This is a genomic window from Stutzerimonas kunmingensis (genome assembly GCF_021432085.1).
Taxonomy (GTDB): Bacteria; Pseudomonadota; Gammaproteobacteria; order Pseudomonadales; family Pseudomonadaceae; genus Stutzerimonas.
Genome location: NZ_CP090366.1, coordinates 1,093,242 through 1,116,086, shown reverse-complemented (window position 1 = coordinate 1,116,086; position 22,845 = coordinate 1,093,242). Strand labels below are relative to the sequence as shown.

The window sequence follows — 22,845 nt, the reverse complement described above, 5'->3', positions numbered from 1 at the left end:
TCGCAATCATGGGTCTGGAAGCAATCCTCGTCATCGCCATGTTCGCCAGCTTCATGGGCCTGCTGCTGCTCGGCTTCCCGGTCGCCTGGTCGCTGGCCGGCATCGGCCTGCTGTTCGCCGTGGTCGGCTATGTGCTGGTGGAACACTTCGACGCCAATCTCTGGTTTACCTGGGACGGCACCATCGGCGTGCTCGACGCGCGCATCTACGGCATCGTCGCCAATGAGCTGATGGTGGCCCTGCCGCTGTTCATCTTCATGGGCATCATGCTCGACCGCTCCGGCATCGCCGAGCGCCTGATGCACAGCCTGGTGCGTGTGCTCGGCCCGCTGCGAGGCGGCTACGCGGTGACCGTGGTGGTGGTCGGCATCCTGCTCGCCGCCTCCACCGGCATCGTCGGCGCCTCGGTGGCGCTGCTCGGCATGCTCTCCATCGGGCCGATGCTGCAGGCCAACTACAACAAGAGCCTGGCGGTGGGCACCGCCTGCTCGGTGGGCACGCTGGGCATCCTGATTCCGCCGAGCATCATGCTGGTGCTGATGGCCGACCGCCTCGGCACCTCGGAAGCCTCGGTGGGCAAGTTGTTCATGGGTGCGTTGATCCCGGGGATGATGCTGGCGCTGATGTACATCCTCTACATCGTGATCGCCGCCTGGCTGAAGAAGGACTTCGCCCCGGCCCCGGTCAACCGGCCGAAGCTCGACGCCCGTGCGCTGCTCGACGTGTTCTGGGCCGTGGTGCCGCCGCTGGCACTGATCTTCGCTGTGCTCGGCTCGATCTTCTTCGGTATCGCCACCACCACCGAGGCCTCCGCCGTCGGCGCCTTCGGTGCACTGTTGATGGCAGCGGCCAGCCGCCGGCTGAACTTGCCGGTGCTCAAGGATGCGCTGTACCAGACCAGCCGCACCGCTGCGTTCATCTTCGGCATCTTCATCGGCGCCACGGTATTCGCCGCCGTTCTGCGCGGCCTGGGTGGCGACGACGTGATCCGCGCGGCGCTGACCGGCCTGCCGTTCGGCCAGACCGGCGTGCTGCTCACCGTCTTGGCGATCACCTTCCTGTTGGGCTTCTTCCTCGACTGGGTGGAGATCACCCTGATCATCCTGCCGCTGGTGGCGCCGGTGCTGTTCTCAATGGGCGTCGATCCGCTGTGGTTCGCGATTCTCTTCGCGCTCTGCCTGCAGACTTCGTTTCTCACCCCGCCGGTGGGCTTCGCGCTGTTCTACATCAAGGGCGTCTGCCCGCCGGGCGTCACCACCCGCGATGTCTACCTCGGCGTGCTGCCGTACATCATCATTCAGCTGATCGGCCTGGCCCTGGTGTTTTACTTCGCCCCGCTGGCCACCTGGCTGCCGAACGAAGTGTATTCCCAGCCGTGAGCATGCCCCCGGCTGCCTTGCCCGTGGCAGCCGGGGCCAACCATAATCGGTCGCCCCAGAACGGACCCTGACTGCCCATGAGCATTGCCCGCGACGCACTCGACAACCACGGCCTGATCGTCGGCGTTTCGCCGGAACGCTTCCGTGCCGTGGCCATGCCACTGCTGTTCGATCATCTGAACGCGCAGTGCGAGGGCACCATCGCGGTCAACCGCCAGGCGCGCATCGTCTGGATCAACGACAAGTACGCCGAGAAGGTCGGCATTCGCGATCCGGCCAGCGTGCTCGGCAAGGAAATCGAGGAAGTGCTGCCGGCCAGCCGCCTGCGCGAGGTGGTGGAAAGCGGCCTGCCGAGCATCATCGACCTGATGGCCTTCGGCGACGAGCACTTCGTCGTCACCCGCATTCCGCTGCGCGACGAGGACGGCACCCTGGTCGGCGCGCTGGGCTTCGTGCTGTTCGACCGCGCCCGCCACCTCAAGCCGCTGATGTCCAAGTACACCAGCTTGCAGACCCAGCTGGTCGCCACCCAGAACGAGCTGGCCAAGGCGCGCCGGGCGCGTTACACCATCGCCGGCTTCATCGGTAACAGCCCGGCCGCCAGCGAGATCAAGCGCCAGGCCCGGCGTGCCGCGCAGCTCGATGCCACCGTGCTGCTGCGTGGCGAAACCGGCACCGGCAAGGAGTTGCTGGCCCAGGGCATCCACAACCTCTCACCGCGGGCGCGCGGGCCCTTCGTCGCGGTCAACGTCGCGGCGATTCCGGAAAGCCTGGTCGAGGCCGAACTGTTCGGCACCGCCCCCGGCGCCTTTACCGGCGCCGACCGCAAGGCGCGCATCGGCAAATTCGAGGTGGCCAACGGCGGCACGCTGTTCCTCGACGAGATCGGCGACCTGCCCCTGCCGCTGCAGGCCAAGCTGCTGCGCGTGCTGCAGGAACAGGAGGTCGAGCCGCTCGGCTCCAATCAGGTCAAGGCACTCAACGTGCGGGTGATCGCCGCGACGCATATCGACCTGGAAGCCAAGGTCGCCGCCGGCCAGTTCCGCGACGACCTCTACTACCGCCTCAACGTCCTCGCGCTGCGCGTGCCGCCGTTGCGCGAGCGCGCCAGCGACATCCCCGCCGTGGTCGAGCACCTGCTGGACGACATCGCCAACCGCTCCGGGCAGCCGCCGATGGAGCTGAGCCCCGAGGCGCTGGCGCTGCTCTGCGCGCAACCCTGGCGCGGCAACGTGCGCGAGCTGGGCAACCTGCTGGAGCGTGCGCAGCTGTCCGCCGACGGCCCGCAGCTGCAGGCCGCGCACCTGCTGCCGCTGCTGGGCGAACAGGCGCGCTCGGCCGATGCGCCGGCCTATGCGTCAAGCGCGCCAAGCGCTGCCCTGCCGACCGAGGCCGCGCCGAGCGAAGAACTGCCGCTGCAACCGCTGGCCCAGACCCTCGCCCAGGCCGAGCGGCGCGCCTTGCAGAGCGCACTGGCCGCCTGCAAGGGCAACCGGCGGCGCGCCGCCATGGAACTCGGCATCTCCCGCGCGAGCCTCTACAGCAAGCTGCAGCAGCATGGCCTGAGCCAGCGCTGAGCGGTCTAACCCGCGGCTTGGCCGTCGTTGACGACGCGGCAATGTCACAGCGGCTGATCTACATTGGTCTCAGGCCGCCGGTTTCCGGCGCCGCAACTGGGATGCGCGAAGATGACAGACGATGCAGGCAAACTCGTTCTCAGGCTCTCGGTCGGCGTACTGATGCTGCTGCATGGCATCCACAAACTGCTGCATGGCGTCGACGGTATCGGCGGCATGCTGGCCGGCATGGGGCTGCCGGCCTTTCTCGCCTATGGCGTGTTCCTGGGCGAAGTGGTCGGGCCGCTGCTGGTGATCCTTGGCCTTTATACCCGCCTCGGCGCTCTGCTGATGCTGGGCAACATGGTCGTCGCGCTGGCGCTGGCGCACCGGGCCGAACTGTTCGACATCGGGCCGATGGGCGGCTGGGCCATCGAACTGCAGGGTCTGTTCCTGTTCGGCTCGCTGGCCATCCTGCTGCTCGGCGCCGGGCGCTACAGCGTCGGCGGGATCAACGGCCGCTACAACTAGCAACCCGAGTGTCCGGCGAGGCGGACAGTCGTCCAGCGCGCCGGACATCGCTTCAGCTGAGCTCCGCCGCGCCGAACATCTTCTGCCTCCCCCAACGGCTTCTGCATCCCCGCCCTAGAGCCCTCGCCCTGACGGCGATGACCGGCTATCGCCTGCTCTCCCCTCCTTCCGCCCGCTGGCATGTCATTGGCTTGAGCGCTTATGCGCCCGACCCGGCGCACCGGCTCGACAACAACAAGAAGGAAGCCCCAATGATGCCTATCCGTAGCAATCCGTTTACCCGCCGCGCGCTGTGCCTGACGCCCTTGGCGCTGGCGCTACTTGCCGCCGAATCCGTGCAGGCGGCGACCTGCACCGAACTGCTTGGCCGCGAGATACCGGCCCAGGCCATCGGCCTGCCCAGCAGCGGTGCGCGCGTCACCGCAGCGACCCCTATCGCGGCTGGTGGCAGCGCACCGCAGACGTTTGGCGCCTACTGCGACCTCAGCGCCGAGATTCGCCCGGTCGACCCCGCCGCACCGGCAATACGCATGCGCCTGGTGCTGCCCGAACAGTGGAACCGCAAGGCGATGATGTTCGGCGGCGGCGGTTACAACGGCACGGTGCCGAACGTCGCCGGCAACGTACCCGCCGGCCCCGTCGATCAACCCACGCCGCTCGGCCGTGGCTACGCGGTGTTCGGCAGCGATTCCGGGCATGTCGCCGATCCGCTGAGCCCCGGCGCCTTTGCCTGGAACGACGAAGCCCTGGCCAACTACGCCCACGACGCGCTGAAGAAAACCCGCGATGCCGCCGTCTACCTGATCGAGCAACGCTACGGCGCCGCGCCCGAGCGCAGCTATTTCGCCGGCGGCTCCACCGGTGGCCGCGAGGCGCTGGCCGTGGTGCAGCAATGGCCGACCGACTTCAACGGCACCATCGTCCTCTACCCCGCCTACAACGCCCTGGCGCTGGACCTGCAGTTCGGCCGCATCACCCGCGCCCTCGCCCAGCCCGGCGCCTTTCCCAGCCTGGAGAAACGCGCCGCACTGCTGGAAGCCGCGATGCAGGCCTGTGACGGGCTGGACGGCGTGCGCGATGGCGTGATCAGCCACCAGGCCGCGTGCAATGCACGGTTCGACCCGGCCCGCGCCAGGCTCGACGGCAAACCGCTGCGCTGCCCGGGCGGTGCCGATACCTCGCAGCGCTGCCTGTCGGATGCGCAGATCCAGGCGCTGCGGGTGTTCAACACGCCGATCCGCTTCAACTTCCCGCTGGCCAGCGGCGAGACCCACTACCCCGGCTTCAACACCTGGGGCACCGACCTCGGCCGGCCGGGTGAAGGCCTGCAGCTGGTGGTCAACCGCCTCGGCCTCAACACCCTGCAGCCGAGCTACCCGATGCCGGTGCACGGCACCGGGTTCGCCGAGGGCGCGCCCTACCATTCCGGCTTCTGGGATGAATGGGTGCGCTTCTTCGTGACGCGCAACCCCACCTTCAACTCGCTGACCCTCGACCCGCAGAACCCCGGCCCATGGCAGGCGCGCATCAGCGAGCTGTCGCTGCGCCAGGACGTCAACCGGACCGACCTGTCCGCATTCGCCCGCAACGGCGGCAAGATCCTCATGGCCCACGGCACTTCCGACCAGCTGGTGAGCACCCGCGCCACCGCCGAGTATTACGAGCGCGTGCGCCGCGACATGGGCCCCGGCAAGACCAAGCACTTCCTGCGCTACTACGAGATCCCCGGCTACGGCCACGCCGCCAGCACCGTGTTCAACGCCGCCTGGGATTCGCTGACCGCGCTGGAAGACTGGGTCGAACAGGGCCGTGCGCCGCGCCGGCAGGTCGTTGCCGATAGCGTCGGCGTGCCCGGCCGCACCCGCCCGCTGTGCGAATACCCCGGCTGGCCGAAGTACGTCGGCAAGGGCGACGTGAACGCCGCGAAGAGCTTTGTCTGCGTCAAGAGTCGCAGGGGCAAGCGCTGACCTGACCCGGCGCCGGCTTCCCCCGCCGGCGCCGCCCAGTCTGCCCGACTGGACACCTCGACCCCGCAGAACACCGCCTTCCGCCATACATGTCCAGCCCAACGGACGCACCGCAGCCCGCGCGGCAAGCCCAGCCAACCGCCCATAGACCGCTCTACCACGCGCCATTGCGGCGGGTGGCCACTCGAGCGCCGCGCCTGGCACGCCTTTCGCTCTATGCCCTGTAGCCGCCCGAGAGCGGCCTAAAACAACAACAAGAGGAAACACCATGCGACTGCACCACAAATCCCTCTGCCACACCCTCTGCGGCGGCGCCGTAGTGATCGCCACCGGCCCCGCCAGCGCCGCTTTCATCGAAGACAGCAAGGCCGCTGTCGAACTGCGCAACTTCTACATGAACCGCGACTTCCGTTCGGGGGACGGCCAGTCCAAGGCCGAGGAGTGGGCCCAGGGCTTCATCCTGAAAATGGAATCCGGCTACACCGAAGGGCCGGTCGGCTTTGGCCTGGATGCCATCGGGCTGCTCGGCGTCAAGCTCGACTCCGGCTCCGGTCGCGGTGGCACCGGCCTGCTGCCACGCTCGGCCTCCGGTGAACCGGCGGACGACTACGGCACGGCGGGCCTGACCGCCAAGGCCAAGCTGTCCGCCACCACGCTGCACGTGGGCACGCTGCAACCGGTGATCCCGGTGCTGATGCGTAACGACAGCCGCCTGCTGCCGAACATCTATCGCGGCGCCTGGCTGCAGAGCAAGGACGTCGAAGGCCTCACGCTGGATCTCGGCATGCTGGATCGCACCAGCTACCGCGACTCTTCCAACTACGAAGAGATGACGGTGTTCAACGGCGGGCTGCGCAACATCACCCTTGGCAGCAATACGACGAGCGACGAGTTCCTCTTCGCCGGCGGGCGCTACGACTGGTCGCCACAGTTGGCCACCAGCTACTACTACGGTGGGCTGGACGGCATCTACGACCAGCACAACCTCAGCCTGGTCCATGTGCTGCCGATCGGCGAGTCGCAGAGCTTCAAGACCGACCTGCGCTATGTACGCTCCACCGACGATGGCGGCAGCAACGTCGACAACGACGCCTTCGGCGCGCTGTTCACCTACAAGCATGGCGCTCATGCCTTCACCGGCGGTTACCAGCACATGAGCGGCGATACCGGTTTCGCCTACGTCGCCGGTGGCGATAACGCGTTGATCAACCTGCTGCAGATCAACGATTTCGGTAACCAGGACGAGCGTTCCTGGCAGGTCCGCTACGACTACGACTTCGCCGCCATGGGCATTCCCGGGCTGAGCCTGATGACCCGCTACGTCTCCGGTGACAACGTCGACCGTGGCGCCGGCGCCAGCGAAGGCAAGACCTGGGAGCGCAACACCGACATCGCCTACGTCATCCAGAGCGGCCCACTGAAAAACCTTGGCCTCAAGCTGCGCAACGCCACCACGCGCAGCAACTTCCAGAGCGATCTCGACGAGAACCGCTTCATCGTCAGCTACAGCCTGCCGCTCTGGTAAACACCCACGCCGCAGCACCTCTCCTCGTTGGACTTCGCCGGGCCTCGCGCCCGGCTTTTTTCAGGCATGAAAAAGGCGACCCTCGGGCCGCCTCTTTTATTCCGCCGCCTTGCCTCTGGCTCAGCTCTGCTTGGTATTACGCCGCAGAATCTCGTTCACCCGCTCCGCGGTATACACCCGCTTCGCCTCGTCGCTCGGCTTGTGCCGAACATCGAACATCACACCCGCACTGATTGCCAACACACAAACGATCACCGAGACCGCAGACAGCAACGTATTCATCACACGCCCTTCAGACACCAAAGAAACCGCTAGCGGAGGATGGCTCCCCGCGAAATGGCGCCGATTCTGCGCCGCACCACGGGTAACGTCAACGGCAAGAGAAGGCGCCACAGCCCGCTGATACCGAGGCCTCAGAAGAACCTGCTCGCCAGCTTAACGCCCCAGCTTTCACGGCACCGCAACCTGCAAACTGCCCAACGCAAACCGCACAAACACCGCCCAACCCAAGGCACTTGAAACACCCAACGCCAGATAACCCACCACAATCCCCAACGCAATCTGCTTCCACAGCCCGGCATGGGGATCACGGTTGTAAACAACCGGCTCCACGGAATGAACATCCCGCTCGGCACGAATCTCATCGAAACGGTCACGCATGGTTTACCTCGGTAAACGGAACAGCGAATAGATGGAACGAAAAAGGCGGCTAGCTTTGGCTAGGCGCCTTTGGATGTCTAGTAATGCAGTACTGAGAATTATGAATCACTTGAGCAGAGCCTCGCAAAATCCTATAGGCCCATAAAACTTGGCTTGTACGGCCGCGTACCCTCATGCCTGCAGAGCTTTCCATGAAAATCACTATTTGTGGTCACCACTGCGACAGCTTAGCAGTTGATCGTGCTGTGATAGCAATGCACTATCATGCTTCGAAGCCTATTAGGAATTTATAGCGAGGGAACGCCATGTTAAATAGCATCACACTAAAAAATGTCGCTACATTTGATTCTGACGGAGTTGCTTTAGATGGTTTGTCTAAAATTAACTTTGTTTATGGAGCAAATGGTAGCGGCAAAACTACTGTTTCTAACTTTCTGTCAGGCGAATTTTCTGAGCGTTACAGTTCATGTGCTGCCTCGTGGGTTAATAATCAGCCGTTAGAGCTACTGGTTTATAACAAGGTATTTAGAGAAAAGAACTTTGGAAAAAGTACTATTGAAGGGATTTTCACTTTAGGGCAGTCCACAACCGAAGAGCTTGCTGTAATTGATCAGAAAAAAGCCGAGCTTGAAAATATCAGGATTGATGGTGTAAATAAAAGTGAAACCTTGGCAAAAATAAACGCAGATATTGAGGAGGTTGAATTATCATTTAAAGACAAAGTCTGGATTTCTTACTTTAAGAAATATGAATCTAATTTCAAAGTCGCCTTCAAAGGCTTTGCGCAAAAAGAAAGCTTCAAGGCTAGGCTTTTACGACAAGCTGCGCCGGTGGCTCAGATCAAAATTGAGGACTTAGAGGCTAAGGCTGAAATTGTCTTCGTAGATGCTCAGCCTAGAGTGGAAGCCCCCTCACTATTTACTATGTCGGCGAGCTTGCTGGATGACTCTATCTGGCGGAAAAAGATTATCGGCAAGCAAGATGTTGATATTGCCAAGCTCATAGGAGCTTTGAATCTTGGTGATTGGCTCAACCAAGGTCTCAAGTATATGCATGGTGACACCTGCCCCTTTTGTCAGCAGAAAACCATAACTGATAGTTTTAGGGCTAAGGTTGCAGAATACTTCGATGACAGCTTTACTAGTTCGATGTCCGAGCTTAAAGCTGCGGAGATTGATTATAAGAGCGCCGTTGATGATTTAGCCCAATATCTGGCATTAACAGAGCAAAGGCTGGCATCAAATCTCATTGCTAAAGTTGATATCAACAACTACAAGTTAGCCGTAAACGCGTTTTTGAGTCTGCTTTCAGCAAATATGGAGCTTGTCGCCAGCAAGCTAAAAGAGCCTAGTTTATCTATCCAATTGCATCCTATAAAGGATGAGTGGGCGGCTATTGAGTTGCTTTTGAAAAAAGGTAGGGACAACTGTTTAGCGCACAATGAAATATTGGATCATTATGATGAAGAGCGCTCAAATCTCATATCTGCTGTATGGGATTTCATTGCACAGCAAGCAAAAAAAGATGTTGCCGAATATCGCGTGAAGCTTAATGGCCTGTCCAAAGGTCGCGACAACATAGCTAGAATCATAGCTGATAAAAGGGCTGAGTACTTTGGTTTGAATGCAGACATTAAAGCCTTGGTAAGCCAGACAACCAGTGTTCAACCTGCAGTTGATGAGATAAATGCTATTCTTCGCGGCTGTGGATTCGATAACTTTGAAATTATTCCTGCCGATTCAGTCCTTAATCATTATCAGATCAAGAGGGCTGACGGAAGCCTGGCTGAACCAACCTTGAGTGAGGGTGAGATATCCTTCATCACTTTTCTATATTTTTTGCAGTTGGTGAAAGGCGGCAAGTCTGTTGCGAATGTATCCTCACCGCGAGTCTTGGTAATTGATGACCCAATCTCGAGCCTTGATAGTGGGATATTGTTTGTTGTAAGCACGTTAATTAAGAGTTTGATCAAGGCGATTAAATCGGGTCTAGGAGATGTGCGCCAGCTTATAATTTTGACTCATAATGTTTACTTCCACAAAGAAGCTTCTTTCATCGACGGAAGAACGAAATGTGTTAATGACGTTAACCACTGGGTTCTGCGAAAAGGCGAGAGATTTTCGGCCATCGTTCATCATAGAATAAACAATCCAATAAGCACGTCGTATGAATTGCTTTGGAGGGAGTATAAGGAGACTCCTGACACGTCAGCAGTTACGCTTCAGATGTCATGAGAAGGATAATTGAGAATTACTTTAAGATTTTAGGAAAGTATGGTGACGATGACTTGATTGCCATGTTTGATACTCATGAAGACCGAGAGGTGTGTCGCTCCCTTGTAGCATGGATAAACGATGGTTCGCACTGTATGCCAGACGATCTTTTCATACAGGCGCATGGGGCCGAGGTTCAGGTTTATCGAAAGGTTTTCAAAAAGATATTCCAGTTGACCAATCATGAAGGTCACTACGAAATGATGACTCGTTAAACAGCCTCCCTGCCAATAATGCTCTAGGCAATCAGGCACTAGAGCGTTGAAGCGGCTTCAAACAAAGGGGACAGATTGATCTAGCCCCGGTTTTACGGACACCTCAAATGTGACTATACCGTCAGATAGGAAGGTGTCCCATGACAGACAAACGCGAGTACCAACGCTACAGCCCCGAATTCAAGCGAGAGGCAGTCCGTCAGCTGACCGACTCGGATAAGTCCTGCACGCAGCTTGCGCGTGAGCTAGGTATCCGGGTCAATCAGCTCTACAAGTGGAAGCAGCAGCTTGACCAGAAGCAGGGCCACGCGTTCCCGGGCTCTGGCCGCCAGGCTGAGCCAGAAAGCGAAGTGGCTCAGCTGAAGCGCGAAATGGAGCGATTACGTGAAGAGAACGAAATCCTAAAAAAGGCGGCTGCGTACTTCGCCAAGAGCCTCGTGTGAAGTACGCCTTCATTCGTGATCATGCTGCCCAGTATCCGATCCGCAGGCTTTGCCGAGCGGTTGGCGCTTCGCCAAGCGGGTACTACGCGTGGCGCAATCGAGCAGAGTCGCGGCGTTCGAAGGCAAACCGTATTTTGCTGGGCCAGATCGAGGCGGTTCATCGTGATAGTCGCCAAACGTATGGGCCGATACGTATTCACCGAGAGCTAACTAGTCAGGGGAACAGTGCAGGCCTCAATCGCATAGCTCGTTTGAAGCGAGAGGCCGGTCTCAGGACAAAGCAGACCTTGGTTTGGCAGCAGGCCGGTCGCGGGCGAACGTTTGAACATATCGTTGAGCATCGACTGCTGAGGCGCTTCTATGCGGATCGACCAAACGAGCGTTGGGTGGCGGACATTACGTTCATTCCGACCGCTCAAGGATGGCTGTACCTATCGGTGATCATGGATCTCTACTCTCGGCTGATAGTTGGCTGGGCAATGGATAAGAAGCCCAGCCAAGAGCTAGCAACGCTGGCACTGGAAATGAGCCTGGGCAGGCGTGCCAAGCCTGTTGGCCTGCTGCTCCATACCGATCAGGGCGTGCAGTACAGAACCGCTCGTTATCAGGCTCTGCTTGCTCAAAACGATATCCAGCCGAGCATGAGCCGTAAAGGTAATTGCCACGACAACGCAGCGATGGAGAGCTTTTTCCATACGCTCAAAACCGAGCATGTGCGGCATCAGAAATACCGAACCTTCGACGAGGCTCGGCAAAGCTTGTTCGACTACATCGAAGTGTTTTACAACCGACAGCGACGGCATTCGTATTTGGCGTATATGACGCCGTTCGAGTATGAACGCCTGCACGCTGTCTCTTAGGTCGGTGTCCGTGAAATCGGGGTCAGTTCAGATTTATTTTTCAGCGGCCCACCATCACCAAGTCCAGAGCGTTGTGCCAACCAAAAACCAGACATTGCGAGCAGCCGTACGATTATCTACAGTCCGCGCCTCTCGATGATTGCTGAAAGGACTCACAATGAAGAACCTGGTGATTGCGCTAATGATCGGTGCGGCGATTTGGCATTTTTACCTGAAGCCTGATGCAGCGCAGACGGCTGCCTCCACGGCTTATCCCACATCGACGGCCTCATCTAATGCGCCTGCTGGTTTTTCTAAACCAGCAGCACGCGCTTATTCATGCGATGGGCGCACGCATTGCTCGCAGATGCGATCCTGCGAAGAAGCGACGTTCTTTCTTCGGAATTGCCCTGGCACGACCATGGACGGGGATATGGATGGCGTTCCGTGCGAGCAGCAGTATTGCCGCTGAAGCCAGTCGAATCTGGCGATTCGTAGTCATCGGCCAGAAAACAAAAAAGGCGGTTAGCTTTCGCTAACCGCCTTTCTGTGTCTGGTGGCTACACCGGGACTTGAACCTGGGACATCAGCATTATGAATGCTGCGCTCTAACCAACTGAGCTATGTAGCCAAGTGGCGCGCATTATTCTCTGGTCGCTTGGGGCTGTCAACCCTGGCTCCGCAGATTTTTTATCCTTTTCAAACGGTTAGTTATGAACGGTCAATAGCGCCTAGGCCGCGCCATGTGAGGCGCCGCTAGCGAAATGACGGCCGCGTGGCCAGGAGCAGTCCGGCGAAGATCAAGGTGCCGCCGATCCAGTGGAAGGGTTGCAGGGCTTCGCCTAGTAGCACCCAGCCGAGCAGCGCGGTGAACACGGGCATCAGGTAGCTGGCCATGGCGGCCTTGGCGGCGCCGACGACTTTTACGCCGTGGTTCCAGGCGAGGTAGGCGATCAGCGAGGCGAACACGGCGGTGTAGCCGATGGCGCCGAGGTTGGCCGGCGTGGCGGCGAAGCCCCCTACCCGGCTCAGTTCGTACAGGTAGAACGGCAGGATCAGCGGCACGCCCAGCAGCATCAGCACGCCGAGCAGCACCAGAGGGGGCACGGTAAGGAAACTCGACCAGCGCCGCAGCAGCAGCGTGTACAGCGCCCACACCAGCACGGCGAGCAGCATGATGAGGTCGCCGGCCTTGAACGACAGGCTGGCGAACGTCTGCCAGCTGCCACGGCTGATCAGGTAGAGCAGCCCCGCCGCCGCCACGGCCATGCCGAACCAGGCGCGTCGCAGTGGCCATTCACCGAGCAGGAAGCCCGCCCCGATGAAGGTCGCCAGTGGCAGGCAGGTGTTCACCAGCGTCAGGTTGATCGCTTCGGTGCTTTGCGCGGCGGTGTAGAGCAGCGAGTTGTAGCTGGCGATGCCGAGCGCGGCGATCACCGGCAGGCGCCAGCCGGCAGCCCGCAGGGTGGCGCGGTGCAACCAGATGCCTCGGGCGACGAAGGGCAGCAGCAGCGTGGTGGCCAGCACCCAGCGCCAGAACGACAGGCTCAGCGGCGGGATCTGATCGTAAAAGGCACGGGCCACCAGCGCGTTGCCGCTCCAGCAGAGCACAGCGATGAGCAGACCGGCGAATGCCGGAGCGTGGCGGCTGTTCATCAGGCGTTACGCGGCGGACGCAGGCGGTATTGCGACGGCAGCTGATCGAGCCCGCTGACGGTGACGTTGAGGTTCTTCCACAGGCCATCCTTGATGCCGTAGATGCAGCCGTGCACGGCCAGCGGCTGGCCGCGGTGCCAGGCGTTCTGGACGATGGTGGTGTGGCTGACGTTGGCGACCTGCTGGATGACGTTGAGCTCGCAGAGGCGGTCGACCTGCTCCTCTTCGCCGTCCAGCTTGGACAGGTGCACGCGGTGCTCGTAGTAGAGGTCGCGGATGCTGCGCAGCCAGCCGTCGATCAAGCCCAGTTGGTCGTCGCGCATGGAGGCACGCACGCCACCGCAGCCGTAGTGGCCGGTGACGAGGATGTGTTTGACCTTGAGCACGTCGACCGCGTACTGGATGACCGACAGGCAGTTGAGGTCGGTGTGCAGCACGACATTGGCGACGTTGCGATGGACGAACAGGTCGCCCGGCAACAGGCCGACGATCTCGTTGGCGGGCACGCGGGCATCGGAGCAGCCGATCCACAGGTACTCCGGTGCCTGCTGCTTGGACAGTTTCTCGAAGAAGGTGGGGTCTTCTTCCTTGATGGCCTCGGCCCAGCGGGCGTTGTTCTCGAACAGCGGTTCCAGCTCGCTCATCTACGTTGTCCCTATGGTTCGGCCCCGCACCTTACGAGCCGGCCTGGCCTTTGACAAGCAAGGCCGGCTCGCACGGGCGATCAGTCCGGCTCGACGAGTTCTTCAGTCTCGATGACCGTGGTGCTGGGCTGGGAGACGTACGAACGCAGGTCACGCATGAAGTTGTCGCGCCAGGCATCCAGATCGGCTGCGCGAATGGCGCGCATCAGGTGCTCGTAGCGGTCCTTGCGTTCGGCCAGCGGCATGCTCAGCGCGCGGTCGAGGGCTTCGGCCATGCCGACGCAGTCGTACGGATTGACGATCAGCGCGGAGGTCAGCTCGCGTGCGGCGCCGGCGAAGCGCGACAGCACCAGCACGCCGGGATCTTCCGGGTCCTGCGCGGCGACGTATTCCTTGGCGACCAGGTTCATGCCGTCGCGCAGCGGCGTGACGAAGCCGACGTCGGCGGTGCGGAACAGGCCCATGAGCACGCGGCGGTCGTAGCTCTTGTTGAGGTAGTGCAGCGGCGTCCAGTCAAGATCGGACAGGCGCCCGTTGAGATGCCCGGCCTGGCTCTCGAGCTGCTCGCGGATGTGCTGATAGGTGCGCACGTCGGAACGCGAGGTCGGCGCGATCTGCAGGAATTCGACGTTGTTGCGGTGCTTGGGATAGCGGTCGAGAAACTCCTCGTAGGCGCGGAAGCGTTCCACCAGGCCCTTGGAGTAGTCCAGGCGGTCGACCGAGATGATGGTCTGCCGCCGGGTATCGCTGGCCCGGCGCATGGGATGGGCGCGGCCCTTGTAGCCTTCGGCGAGCTTCTGGATTTCGTCCGGTACCACGCCGATCGGGTAAACCCCGGCGCGGAAGTTCTGCCCGTAGGCGGTCAGGCTGCCGTCCGGCTCGATCACACCGCGCACTTCGCGGGTGATGTAGTCCTGAAAGGCCAGGCGATCGGTGTCGGTCTGGAAGCCGATCAGGTCGTAGTAGCAGAGGGTCTTCAGCAGCTCGTTGTGCGGCGGAATGGCGGTGAGGATTTCCGGCGCGGGAAACGGGATATGCAGGAAGAAGCCGATGCGGTTGCGGATGCCCAGCTGCCGACAGGCTTCGGCGAACGGGATCAGGTGGTAGTCGTGAATCCAGATGATGTCGTCAGGTTCAAGCAGCGGTAGGAGTTTCTCGGCCAGCATGCCGTTGACCCGCCGGTAGCCGTCGTATTCTTCGCGGCTGTAGCGCGCGAGGTCGATACGGTAGTGGAAGATCGGCCAGAGTGTGTTGTTGGAGAAGCCCCGGTAGTACTGGTCGTAGTCACGCTTGTTCAGCGGCAGCGTGACGTAGGTGATGTTGCCCACTTCCTCGGTGTTGATCGTCGGGGTCGCGCTGATCTCGCCACTCCAGCCGAACCAGATGCCACCGGCTTGGCGCAGCGCATCGTAGACACCGACGGCCAGCCCTCCGGCGGCTACCTTGCCCGGTTTGATTGGCGCCACGCGGTTGGAAACCACTACTAAACGGCTCATGGCAGTAAATCTCGCTCTAGTCGGGTTTTATTCTGGGTTCGGCCGGCACACCGGGTTCGTTCAGCAGCGCTTCGATCCAGCTGCCGACGGCAGCCACCGACGCCACCCGTTCGCGGGCCTCGCTGGGGCCGTCGCCGACCTTGATGGACCGGCCGCCGAGCGCGTTGACGGCGGCAAAGCCGGCTTCATCGGTGAGATCGTCGCCAAGGAACACGGGGATGCAGCCGGCAAAAGGCGGCTCCTGCATGAATGCGCGGATCACCTCGCCCTTGCTCGCGCCGCGGGGCTTGAGTTCGAACACGCACTTGCCGGGCTGCAGGGTCAGTACCTCGGCGTAACGCTGGGCGAAGTCTTCGGCGAGTGTGCGGGCAACCTCCTCCAGCTCCGGCGCCTGACGAAAATGCAGGGCAAAGGCGACGCTCTTGTTCTCCAGGTGCAGGCCGGGATGCTCGCTGCAGGCCTGCTGCAACTCACGCTGGATGCGCTCCAGCGCCTGATTGTCGAGTGCCAGGTTGCGCAGCTCACCCGTGGCATCACGGCGCTCGGCACCGTGCACGCCGGCGGCGGGAAGTTGCAGGGGCGCCAGCAGCGCATCGAGCTGCGCGAGCGGTCGGCCGGAGATCACGGCGACGGGAATGCCGCCGGCATGCAGGCGTTCCAGGGCCGCGAGGGTGGACGGTGGAATGAAGACGAGTTCCGGTCGGGGCTGAATCTCAGCCAGCGTTCCGTCGACATCGAAGAAGAAGGCGTAGCGCCAAGGCGCTGGCGCAGGTTGGTCGTTTTGATCATTCATGCAGAGTAGGACTCCGGATCACGCGCGGTGGTTCGTCCCCTTTTTCTCAAGACGCTCAGGCATCTACGGCCGCAGGAAAGGATGGACCCGAATGGCGTTATCGGCCAGCCGACAGCCCTGAATCTTCCCAGGGCGGCCGGGTCACAACCTGCATGACCGACGTTCTGACAGGAGACGATCATGAGCGATCAAAAACCCTACACCCCAACGGAAATCGACAACACCGAAGACCGCATGGGCTCCATCGAACAGCTCGATTTCGATCAGCGCCGTGACGAGCGCAAGGGTCGCATCGGCGACGAGGTGCCCGGTGAACAGGTGGCCGACGAGTTCACCTCCGAACGCGCCGCCGAAGCAGGCATGACAGCCGGCGAAGTCCCGGATGGCGAGACCACAATGGACGACATGGCGCCGGAAACACTGATCCCCGAGGACGGCGCACGCTCGCCGAGCGAGCGCGGCCATGGCGAGCCGGCGGATCAGGACCTGAGCGTGGTTTCCGAGCATGAGATCGGCGCCGATGTGGATCTCGACGAGGCCGAACTCGGCCGCCACGACCCGCTTGACGGCAAACCCTGGGACGGCCCCGCCGAAGGCGACGAAGACACCGGCCTCAGCGGCGGCGATGCGGTATTGCGTGAGGACGACAGCGTGCTGTCGGACGAAGAACTGGAAGGCGAAGCCCCTCTGGATTCGGGCCGGGACAAGCGGCCGGGGGAATAGAGCGGAGCCATTTGCCGCACTCGGTAGGCGGAAGCGACAGGGTCGCGGAACTCATAAGGCGGCCTCGGCTGCCTTGCGTAGGCGTGGTGGATGTTTGCTTTTTACATCCACCATGACGCGAGCATGGTGGATCGGTGAAGCGCGATCCACCCTACAAGGCTGGCGACAGTCAGAGATCGGCAACAGCGAGACGTGGGCGCCGACGAGCGCGGCCCAAAAGCCGGGGCCTCGGCCCGCAGCAATCAGTCCAGTGGGCGTAGGGTGGATGTCGCTTTTTACATCCACCATGACGCGAACTCGGTGGATCGGTGAAGCGTGATCCACCCTACCGGGGCTGGTGACAGTCAGAGGTCGGCAACCGTGATCGTGGCGCCGGCGAACTCCAGCACAAAAACCGAAGCCCGCAGCAATCAATCCAGCAACGTGCAGGCCATCACCAGCGCATCTTCACGGCCGTCTGCCGCCGGGTAGTAGGCCCGGCGTCGGCCAACTTCGTTGAAGCCATAACGCTCGTAAAGCCGATAGGCCGTGGTGTTGCTCGCACGTACTTCGAGGAAGCATTCGCGGCCGCCGCGTTCGCGGGCACGCTCCATCAGATGCTCGAGCAGGCGCAGGCCGAGGCCGCGGCCCTGGCTCTGCGGCTTGACGGTGATATTGAGCAGGTGCGCCTCGTCGAGGATCAGGTTGATCACACCGTGGCCGACCTGCTGCTCGCCCTCGAACATCACCCAGCACTCGTAGGCACTCAGCGCGTCGTTGAAGATGCCGCGCGTCCAGGGGTGGCTGAAGGCGGCGTACTCGATCTTCAACACGGCTTCGATGTCCGCCGCGGTCATCGGGCGGAAGCTGACAGCATCACTCATCACACGTACTCATGAACCTATGTGCCAGCGCGGCATGCTGCGGCGCAGGGTTTTCCACAGCTCGGCCTTGGCGGCCGGCTGCTCCATCAGCTGTTCCAGGCCGGGCATCGCCAGTGCGCGACCGAGCCCCTCGACAGCCAGTTCGCGATAGCAGGCGTCGACATCCACTTCACCGGCGAAACGCAGCGCCGGACGACCGATCAGCCAGATGCAATCGCAGCCCATGTTTTCCAGCTCGGCGGCCATCACGCCCTGCACGTAATCACGCGCGGCTTCTCCACCCTGGTCGAGGCTGCCCTTGTTCAGCAGCGGCCAGCGAATCGGCTCGCCATCGCCGACCTGCTGCGGCTTGTCCGGCAGACGTGCGGCGCGCAGCAGGTCCTTGAGCAGGATGTAGGCCGGGTCGCGGCTCTGGAAGGATTCGCCGGTGGGCAACTCCACCACCAGCAACACGTTGCCGGCGCGCATTAGCTGCAGCGAGAAACGTGGCGGTGGCTCGATGGGTTTGGCCGGTTCGGCCGCCTGTTCTACCGCCGCAGCAGCAACCGGTTCCGGCTGCTTGGGTTCCGGCATGGCGATACATGGACGCGGCGCTTGCGGCTGCTCGACTGCCGGCGCTGCGGCCGACCGCTCCGCAACTGGAGCGGCCACGGACACCTCTGCTACAGGTGCAGCGGCAATCTCCGGCTCCGCTTCGGCCGCGACCGGCAACAGCAACTCCGGCCGCGACGGTGCGGCGAACGGCAGCTCAGTACGCGGCAGCCAGCTGGCTACCTGCATGGCGTCGAGGTAGGCGCGACGCCGGGCTTCGTTGATCAAACGCCTTCCACCTGCGGATGTGCCTTGGCGCCGACCTGCATCAGGTTCAGCGCGTTGAGGTAAGCCTTGGCCGAGGCGACGACGATATCGGTATCGGCGCCGTTGCCATTGACGATGCGTCCGCCCTTCTCCAGCCGCACGGTGACCTCGCCCTGGGAGTCAGTGCCCTGGGTGATGGCGTTGACCGAATACAGCTGCAGCGTGGCGCCAGAATCGGCAATCGCCTCGATGGCTTTGAAGGTGGCGTCCACCGGGCCGGAGCCCTGGGCCTGGGCGCTGCGCTCGGCGCCATCGACGCTGAGCACCAGCTTGGCTTCGGGGATGGTGCCGGTCTTGCTCGCGACTTCCAGGCTGGCCAGCTTGAAGTGCTCCGGCGCTTCGTCGGCCAGGGTGTCGGAGACCAGTGCCTGCAGGTCTTCGTCGAAGATTTCGTGTTTCTTGTCGGCCAGTTCCTTGAAACGGGCGAACGCGGCATTCAGCTCGTCGCCTTCGAGCACGATGCCCAGCTCATCCAGGCGCGAACGGAATGCGGCGCGGCCGGAATGCTTGCCCATCACCATCTTGTTGGCGTTCCAGCCAACAGACTGGGCGGACATGATCTCGTAGGTTTCGCGGTGCTTGAGCACGCCGTCCTGGTGGATGCCCGACTCGTGGGCGAAGGCGTTGGCGCCGACAATGGCCTTGTTCGGCTGCACCGGGAAGCCGGTGATGCCCGACACCAGGCGCGAAGCGGCGAGGATGTGCTCGGTCTCGATGCGGGTGTGCACATCGAGCAGGTCCTGGCGGGTCTTGATGGCCATGACGATCTCTTCCAGCGCGGCGTTGCCGGCACGCTCGCCGAGGCCGTTGATGGTGCACTCCACCTGCCGCGCACCGGCGACCACTGCCGCGAGGGAGTTGGCCACGGCCAGGCCCAGGTCGTTGTGGCAATGCACCGAGAACACTGCCTTGTCGGCATTGGGGATGCGTTCGAGCAGCTGGCGGATGGTGTCGGCGTACTGGTGCGGAATCGCATAGCCGACGGTGTCCGGGATGTTGATGGTGCGCGCACCGGCGTCGATGGCAGCCTCGATGATGCGGCAGAGGAAATCGATCTCCGAGCGCCCGGCATCCTCGCAGGAGAATTCCACATCGGCACACAGGCTGCGCGCCTTCTTCACCGCACGCACCGCCTGCTCGACCACCTGGTCCGGCTGCATGCGCAGCTTGTACTGCATGTGGATCGGGCTGGTGGCGATGAAGGTGTGGATGCGCCCGGAGTTGGCGCCGGCCAGTGCTTCGGCGGCACGCTCGATGTCGGCATCGACGGCGCGCGCCAGGCTGCACACGGTGCTGTCCTTGATGTTGTCGGCAACCAGCTTCACCGCGGCGAAGTCGCCGGGGCTGGCGATGGCGAAGCCGGCCTCGATCACGTCCACCTTCAGCCGCTCCAGCGCCCGGGCGATGCGCAGCTTTTCCTCACCGGTCATGGACGCGCCAGGGCTCTGCTCGCCGTCGCGCAGGGTGGTGTCGAAGATGATGACGCGATCATTGCTGCTCATAGGAAATCCTCACGGCTGCCGAGCGCCTCTCAGGGGGCGCTGTAGTCCGCGGATTGTCGCGTGAAATGAACAAAGCGGGAAGGCGAAGCTGCGTTTGGCGTGGGTTGTTGCCGCGTAGGGTGAAAAACCGCGAAGCGTTTTCCACCAGCGTTCCCCGTCGGTGGAAAAGCCTTCGGCGTTTTCCACCCTACGCCAGAAAACACAAAGCCCGCCTTTAGGCGGGCTTTGGGCTGATCGAGCGAGCTAGAGCCATGCAAGGCAAAAACAGGCGAGGAAGCGGAGTTTACTGCTGTAAATGAGCATGACTCGCTCCGCTCGCCCTTCGGGCCGGCCTAAAGGCCGTTCGGTGGCAAGCCACCGTCCGAGCCTGTTTTTAACGCAGCAGGGCCGACGCGCAGCCGATCAAGCCTGATCCCAGGCCCGATCGCCGTGCTCATCCTTGATCCGGGTCGGCAGGCCCATCACGTCGAGCAGCTTGAGGAACGGCTGGGCCGGCAGTTCTTCGACGTTGACCATGCGCTTGGCATCCCACTCGCCACGGGCGATCAGCAGCGCGGCGGCAACCGGCGGTACGCCGGCGGTGTAGGAGATGCCCTGGCTGTCGGTCTCGGCATAGGCTTCTTCATGGTCGGCGACGTTGTAGATGAACAGCTCGCGAAGCTGCCCGTCCTTCGTGCCCTTGACCAGATCGCCAATGCAGGTCTTGCCGGTATAGCCCGGCGCCAGCGAGGCGGGATCAGGCAGGACGGCCTTGACCACCTTGAGCGGTACCACTTCCAGGCCTTCGGCGGTGCGCACCGGCTGCTCGGAGAGCAGGCCAAGGCTGTTCAGCACCGTAAAGACGTTGATGTAGTGCTCGCCGAAGCTCATCCAGAAGCGGATGTTCGGCACGTCGAGGTGCTTGGAAAGCGAGTGCACCTCGTCATGACCGGTCAGGTAGAGGCTCTGTTCGCCCACGACCGGCAGGTCGTCGGTGCGCTTGACCTCGAACATGCGGTTGGTCGTCCACTGGCTGTTCTGCCAGCTGTAAACCTGACCGGTGAATTCGCGGAAATTGATTTCCGGGTCGAAATTGGTGGCGAAATACTTGCCGTGGGAACCGGCGTTGACGTCGAGGATGTCGATCGACTCGATCTTGTCGAAGTATTCCTGCTGCGCCAGGGCGGCATAGGCGTTGACCACGCCCGGGTCGAAGCCGGCACCGAGGATGGCGGTGATGCCCTTTTCCTGGCATTCGGCCAGGTGCTTCCACTCGTAGTTGCCATACCACGGCGGCGTTTCGCAGATCTTGCCCGGCTCTTCATGGATCGCGGTATCGAGATACGCGGCGCCGGTGTCGATGCAGGCGCGCAGCACGGACATGTTGAGGAAGGCAGAGCCGACGTTGATGACGATCTGCGATTCGGTTTCACGAATCAGTGCCTTGGTCGCTTCCACGTCCATGGCGTCCAGCGCATAGGCCTTGATCTCGCAGGGCTGCTTGAGCCCGCCCTTGGCTTGCACGCTGTCGATGATGGCCTGGCATTTGGAGATGTTGCGCGACGCGATAGCAATACGACCGAGTTCGTCGTTGTGCTGCGCGCACTTATGGGCCACCACCTTGGCGACACCTCCTGCACCAATGATAAGAACGTTTTTCTTCAATTGTTTCACCCCCTTGTACTGCGGCCTCAGGAAAGGCTGGACAGGTAATCGTTAAAGTCGAACTCACGAACTACCTCGACGCTGCCGTCGAGCTGCTTTACCACGATGGACGGCATTTTCAGGCCGTTGAACCAGTTTTTCTTGACCATGGTGTAGCCTGCCGCGTCGATGAACGACAGCCGATCGCCGATGGCCAGCGGGCGATCGAATTGGTACTCCCCGAAGATGTCGCCGGCCAGACAGCTCTTACCGCACACCATGTAGCTGTGCTCGCCGCCTGAGGGCGCCATCTTGGCGTTGAGGCGGTAGATCAGCAGGTCGAGCATGTGCGCCTCGATCGAGCTGTCGACCACCGCAAGGTTCTTGCCGTTGTACAGGGTGTCGAGCACCGTCACTTCCAGCGAGGCGCTCATGGTGATCGCCGCTTCGCCGGGCTCCAGGTAGACCTGCACGCCGAATTTTTCCGAGAACGCCTTCAGCCGCGCACAGAACGCATCGAGCGGATAGCCTTCGCCGGTGAAGTGGATGCCACCGCCGAGGCTGACCCACTGGACCTGTGCCAGCAGATGGCCGAAGCGCTCCTCGATGGTGGTCAGCATCTGGTCGAACAGCTCGAAGCTCGCGTTCTCGCAGTTGTTGTGGAACATGAAGCCGCTGATCTTGCCGATCACCGCCTCGATCTTCGCCGGATCATGCTCGCCCAGGCGGCTGAACGGCCGCGCCGGGTCGGCGAGCAGGTAGTCGGAGCTGCTGACCTGCGGGTTGACGCGCAGGCCGCGGATGGTGCCGGAGGTCGGAGCCTCGAAGCGCTCCAGCTGGCCGATGGAGTTGAAGATGATCTTGTCGCAGTTGGCGACCATCTCTTCGATCTCGTCGTCGGCCCAGGCCACGCTGTAGGCGTGGGTCTCGCCGGCGAACTTCTGCCGGCCGAGCTTGAGCTCGTACAGCGACGACGAGGTGGTGCCGTCCATGTACTGCTGCATGAGGTCGAACACCGACCAGGTGGCGAAGCACTTGAGGGCCAGCAGCGCCTTGGCGCCGGACTGTTCGCGCACGTAGGCGATCTTCTCGAGGTTGCCCAGGAGCTTCTGTTTATCAATGAGGTAATACGGCGTCTGGATCATGTCTACGTGCCCCCAAGGGATTTCGCCGGACAGGAGCCGGCAGCTCCCGTTTGCAAAAGCCGCGAATTGTGCCGATTACCGGCGCAGATCGAAATAGATTTTCAACACTTCGTCACCATTCAAGGACATCCGGCAGCACCGATGTGGCTGCAAG

General features: G+C 61.9%; 22 protein-coding genes and 1 tRNA gene. 11 read left to right on the top strand and 12 right to left on the bottom strand.

The features are described 5' to 3' along the window. The first annotated feature begins 8 nt into the window (after nt 1-8). The 5 genes from LW136_RS05150 to LW136_RS05130 all read left to right on the top strand — a co-directional run bounded on the left by LW136_RS05150 (nt 9) and on the right by LW136_RS05130 (nt 6,958). A complete protein-coding gene (locus LW136_RS05150; protein WP_042922374.1) occupies nt 9-1,379 on the top strand; it encodes a TRAP transporter large permease in 1,371 nt (456 codons plus the stop codon). A 77-nt stretch (nt 1,380-1,456) separates the two neighbouring features. Then, nucleotides 1,457-2,956, top strand: a complete 1,500-nt coding sequence (locus LW136_RS05145; RefSeq protein WP_042922375.1) for a sigma-54 interaction domain-containing protein — start codon at nt 1,457-1,459, stop codon at nt 2,954-2,956. 111 nt (nt 2,957-3,067) lie between these two features. Continuing rightward, nucleotides 3,068-3,466, top strand: a complete 399-nt coding sequence (locus LW136_RS05140; RefSeq protein WP_042922378.1) for a DoxX family protein — start codon at nt 3,068-3,070, stop codon at nt 3,464-3,466. Between the two features lie 251 nt (nt 3,467-3,717). Continuing rightward, on the top strand, nt 3,718-5,433 hold the full coding sequence (locus LW136_RS05135; RefSeq protein WP_042922390.1) for a tannase/feruloyl esterase family alpha/beta hydrolase: 1,716 nt from the start codon (nt 3,718-3,720) through the stop codon (nt 5,431-5,433). Between the two features lie 268 nt (nt 5,434-5,701). Then, a complete protein-coding gene (locus LW136_RS05130) occupies nt 5,702-6,958 on the top strand; it encodes an OprD family porin (RefSeq protein ID WP_042922380.1) in 1,257 nt (418 codons plus the stop codon). Nucleotides 6,959-7,078: 120 nt separating this feature from the next. Here the strand turns inward: LW136_RS05130 and LW136_RS05125 are convergent, their stop codons facing one another. Both LW136_RS05125 and LW136_RS05120 read right to left on the bottom strand, forming a co-directional pair. After that, nucleotides 7,079-7,240 carry a hypothetical protein gene (locus LW136_RS05125; RefSeq protein ID WP_014819307.1) on the bottom strand — a complete coding sequence of 54 codons (162 nt, stop codon included), beginning with the start codon at nt 7,238-7,240 and terminating at the stop codon, nt 7,079-7,081. 168 nt (nt 7,241-7,408) lie between these two features. After that, nucleotides 7,409-7,618, bottom strand: coding sequence for a hypothetical protein (locus LW136_RS05120; RefSeq protein ID WP_234174741.1), 210 nt, complete (start codon nt 7,616-7,618; stop codon nt 7,409-7,411). A gap of 305 nt (nt 7,619-7,923) precedes the next feature. On the opposite strand from LW136_RS05120, the gene LW136_RS05115 reads away from it, so the two are divergent. The 5 genes from LW136_RS05115 (at nt 7,924) to LW136_RS05100 (ending at nt 11,860) form a co-directional block, all read left to right on the top strand. Next, nucleotides 7,924-9,852, top strand: coding sequence for an AAA family ATPase (locus LW136_RS05115; RefSeq protein WP_234174740.1), 1,929 nt, complete (start codon nt 7,924-7,926; stop codon nt 9,850-9,852). Next, nucleotides 9,849-10,106, top strand: a complete 258-nt coding sequence (locus LW136_RS22855; protein WP_042922385.1) for an AAA family ATPase — start codon at nt 9,849-9,851, stop codon at nt 10,104-10,106. Before LW136_RS05115 ends, LW136_RS22855 begins: the two co-directional genes overlap by 4 nt. A gap of 140 nt (nt 10,107-10,246) precedes the next feature. Continuing rightward, nucleotides 10,247-10,549, top strand: a complete 303-nt coding sequence (locus tag LW136_RS05110) for a transposase (RefSeq protein WP_042922387.1) — start codon at nt 10,247-10,249, stop codon at nt 10,547-10,549. Further along, nucleotides 10,546-11,409, top strand: coding sequence for an IS3 family transposase (locus tag LW136_RS05105; protein ID WP_043220498.1), 864 nt, complete (start codon nt 10,546-10,548; stop codon nt 11,407-11,409). The genes LW136_RS05110 and LW136_RS05105 overlap by 4 nt, the downstream gene beginning before the upstream one ends. A 157-nt stretch (nt 11,410-11,566) precedes the next feature. Next, a complete protein-coding gene (locus tag LW136_RS05100; protein ID WP_080583047.1) occupies nt 11,567-11,860 on the top strand; it encodes an excalibur calcium-binding domain-containing protein in 294 nt (97 codons plus the stop codon). Between the two features lie 82 nt (nt 11,861-11,942). Here the strand turns inward: LW136_RS05100 and LW136_RS05095 are convergent. The 5 genes from LW136_RS05095 to otsB all read right to left on the bottom strand — a co-directional run bounded on the left by LW136_RS05095 (nt 11,943) and on the right by otsB (nt 15,977). Further along, nucleotides 11,943-12,019: transfer RNA gene (locus tag LW136_RS05095), tRNA-Met, on the bottom strand. 125 nt (nt 12,020-12,144) lie between these two features. Next, nucleotides 12,145-13,044 carry a DMT family transporter gene (locus tag LW136_RS05090; RefSeq protein WP_042927461.1) on the bottom strand — a complete coding sequence of 300 codons (900 nt, stop codon included), beginning with the start codon at nt 13,042-13,044 and terminating at the stop codon, nt 12,145-12,147. Continuing rightward, nucleotides 13,044-13,688 carry a carbonate dehydratase gene (gene can, locus LW136_RS05085; RefSeq protein ID WP_234174739.1) on the bottom strand — a complete coding sequence of 215 codons (645 nt, stop codon included), beginning with the start codon at nt 13,686-13,688 and terminating at the stop codon, nt 13,044-13,046. The genes LW136_RS05090 and can overlap by 1 nt, the downstream gene beginning before the upstream one ends. Before the next feature lie 80 nt (nt 13,689-13,768). Beyond that, nucleotides 13,769-15,184, bottom strand: coding sequence for an alpha,alpha-trehalose-phosphate synthase (UDP-forming) (otsA, locus tag LW136_RS05080; RefSeq protein WP_042927458.1), 1,416 nt, complete (start codon nt 15,182-15,184; stop codon nt 13,769-13,771). A 16-nt stretch (nt 15,185-15,200) separates the two neighbouring features. After that, complete coding sequence (gene otsB, locus LW136_RS05075) at nt 15,201-15,977, bottom strand: trehalose-phosphatase (RefSeq protein ID WP_234174738.1); 777 nt, start codon at nt 15,975-15,977, stop codon at nt 15,201-15,203. 180 nt (nt 15,978-16,157) lie between these two features. Here otsB and LW136_RS05070 point away from each other — a divergent pair, with 180 nt between their 5' ends. Next, nucleotides 16,158-16,700 (top strand): hypothetical protein, encoded by a 543-nt coding sequence (locus LW136_RS05070; RefSeq protein ID WP_042927454.1) that lies wholly within the window; start codon nt 16,158-16,160, stop codon nt 16,698-16,700. A 410-nt stretch (nt 16,701-17,110) separates the two neighbouring features. Here the strand turns inward: LW136_RS05070 and rimI are convergent, their stop codons facing one another. The 5 genes from rimI to LW136_RS05045 form a co-directional block, all read right to left on the bottom strand. Beyond that, nucleotides 17,111-17,563 carry a ribosomal protein S18-alanine N-acetyltransferase gene (gene rimI / locus LW136_RS05065; protein WP_003281964.1) on the bottom strand — a complete coding sequence of 151 codons (453 nt, stop codon included), beginning with the start codon at nt 17,561-17,563 and terminating at the stop codon, nt 17,111-17,113. 9 nt (nt 17,564-17,572) lie between these two features. Beyond that, nucleotides 17,573-18,382, bottom strand: coding sequence for a hypothetical protein (locus tag LW136_RS05060; protein WP_042927453.1), 810 nt, complete (start codon nt 18,380-18,382; stop codon nt 17,573-17,575). Then, nucleotides 18,379-19,923 carry a 2-isopropylmalate synthase gene (locus LW136_RS05055; RefSeq protein ID WP_042927452.1) on the bottom strand — a complete coding sequence of 515 codons (1,545 nt, stop codon included), beginning with the start codon at nt 19,921-19,923 and terminating at the stop codon, nt 18,379-18,381. Before LW136_RS05055 ends, LW136_RS05060 begins: the two co-directional genes overlap by 4 nt. 402 nt (nt 19,924-20,325) lie before the next feature. Continuing rightward, nucleotides 20,326-21,567, bottom strand: a complete 1,242-nt coding sequence (locus tag LW136_RS05050) for a saccharopine dehydrogenase family protein (protein WP_042927451.1) — start codon at nt 21,565-21,567, stop codon at nt 20,326-20,328. A gap of 26 nt (nt 21,568-21,593) precedes the next feature. Then, nucleotides 21,594-22,691: a carboxynorspermidine decarboxylase gene (locus tag LW136_RS05045; RefSeq protein WP_042927450.1), complete on the bottom strand. Its 1,098-nt coding sequence runs from the start codon at nt 22,689-22,691 to the stop codon at nt 21,594-21,596. Nucleotides 22,692-22,845 lie beyond the last annotated feature (154 nt).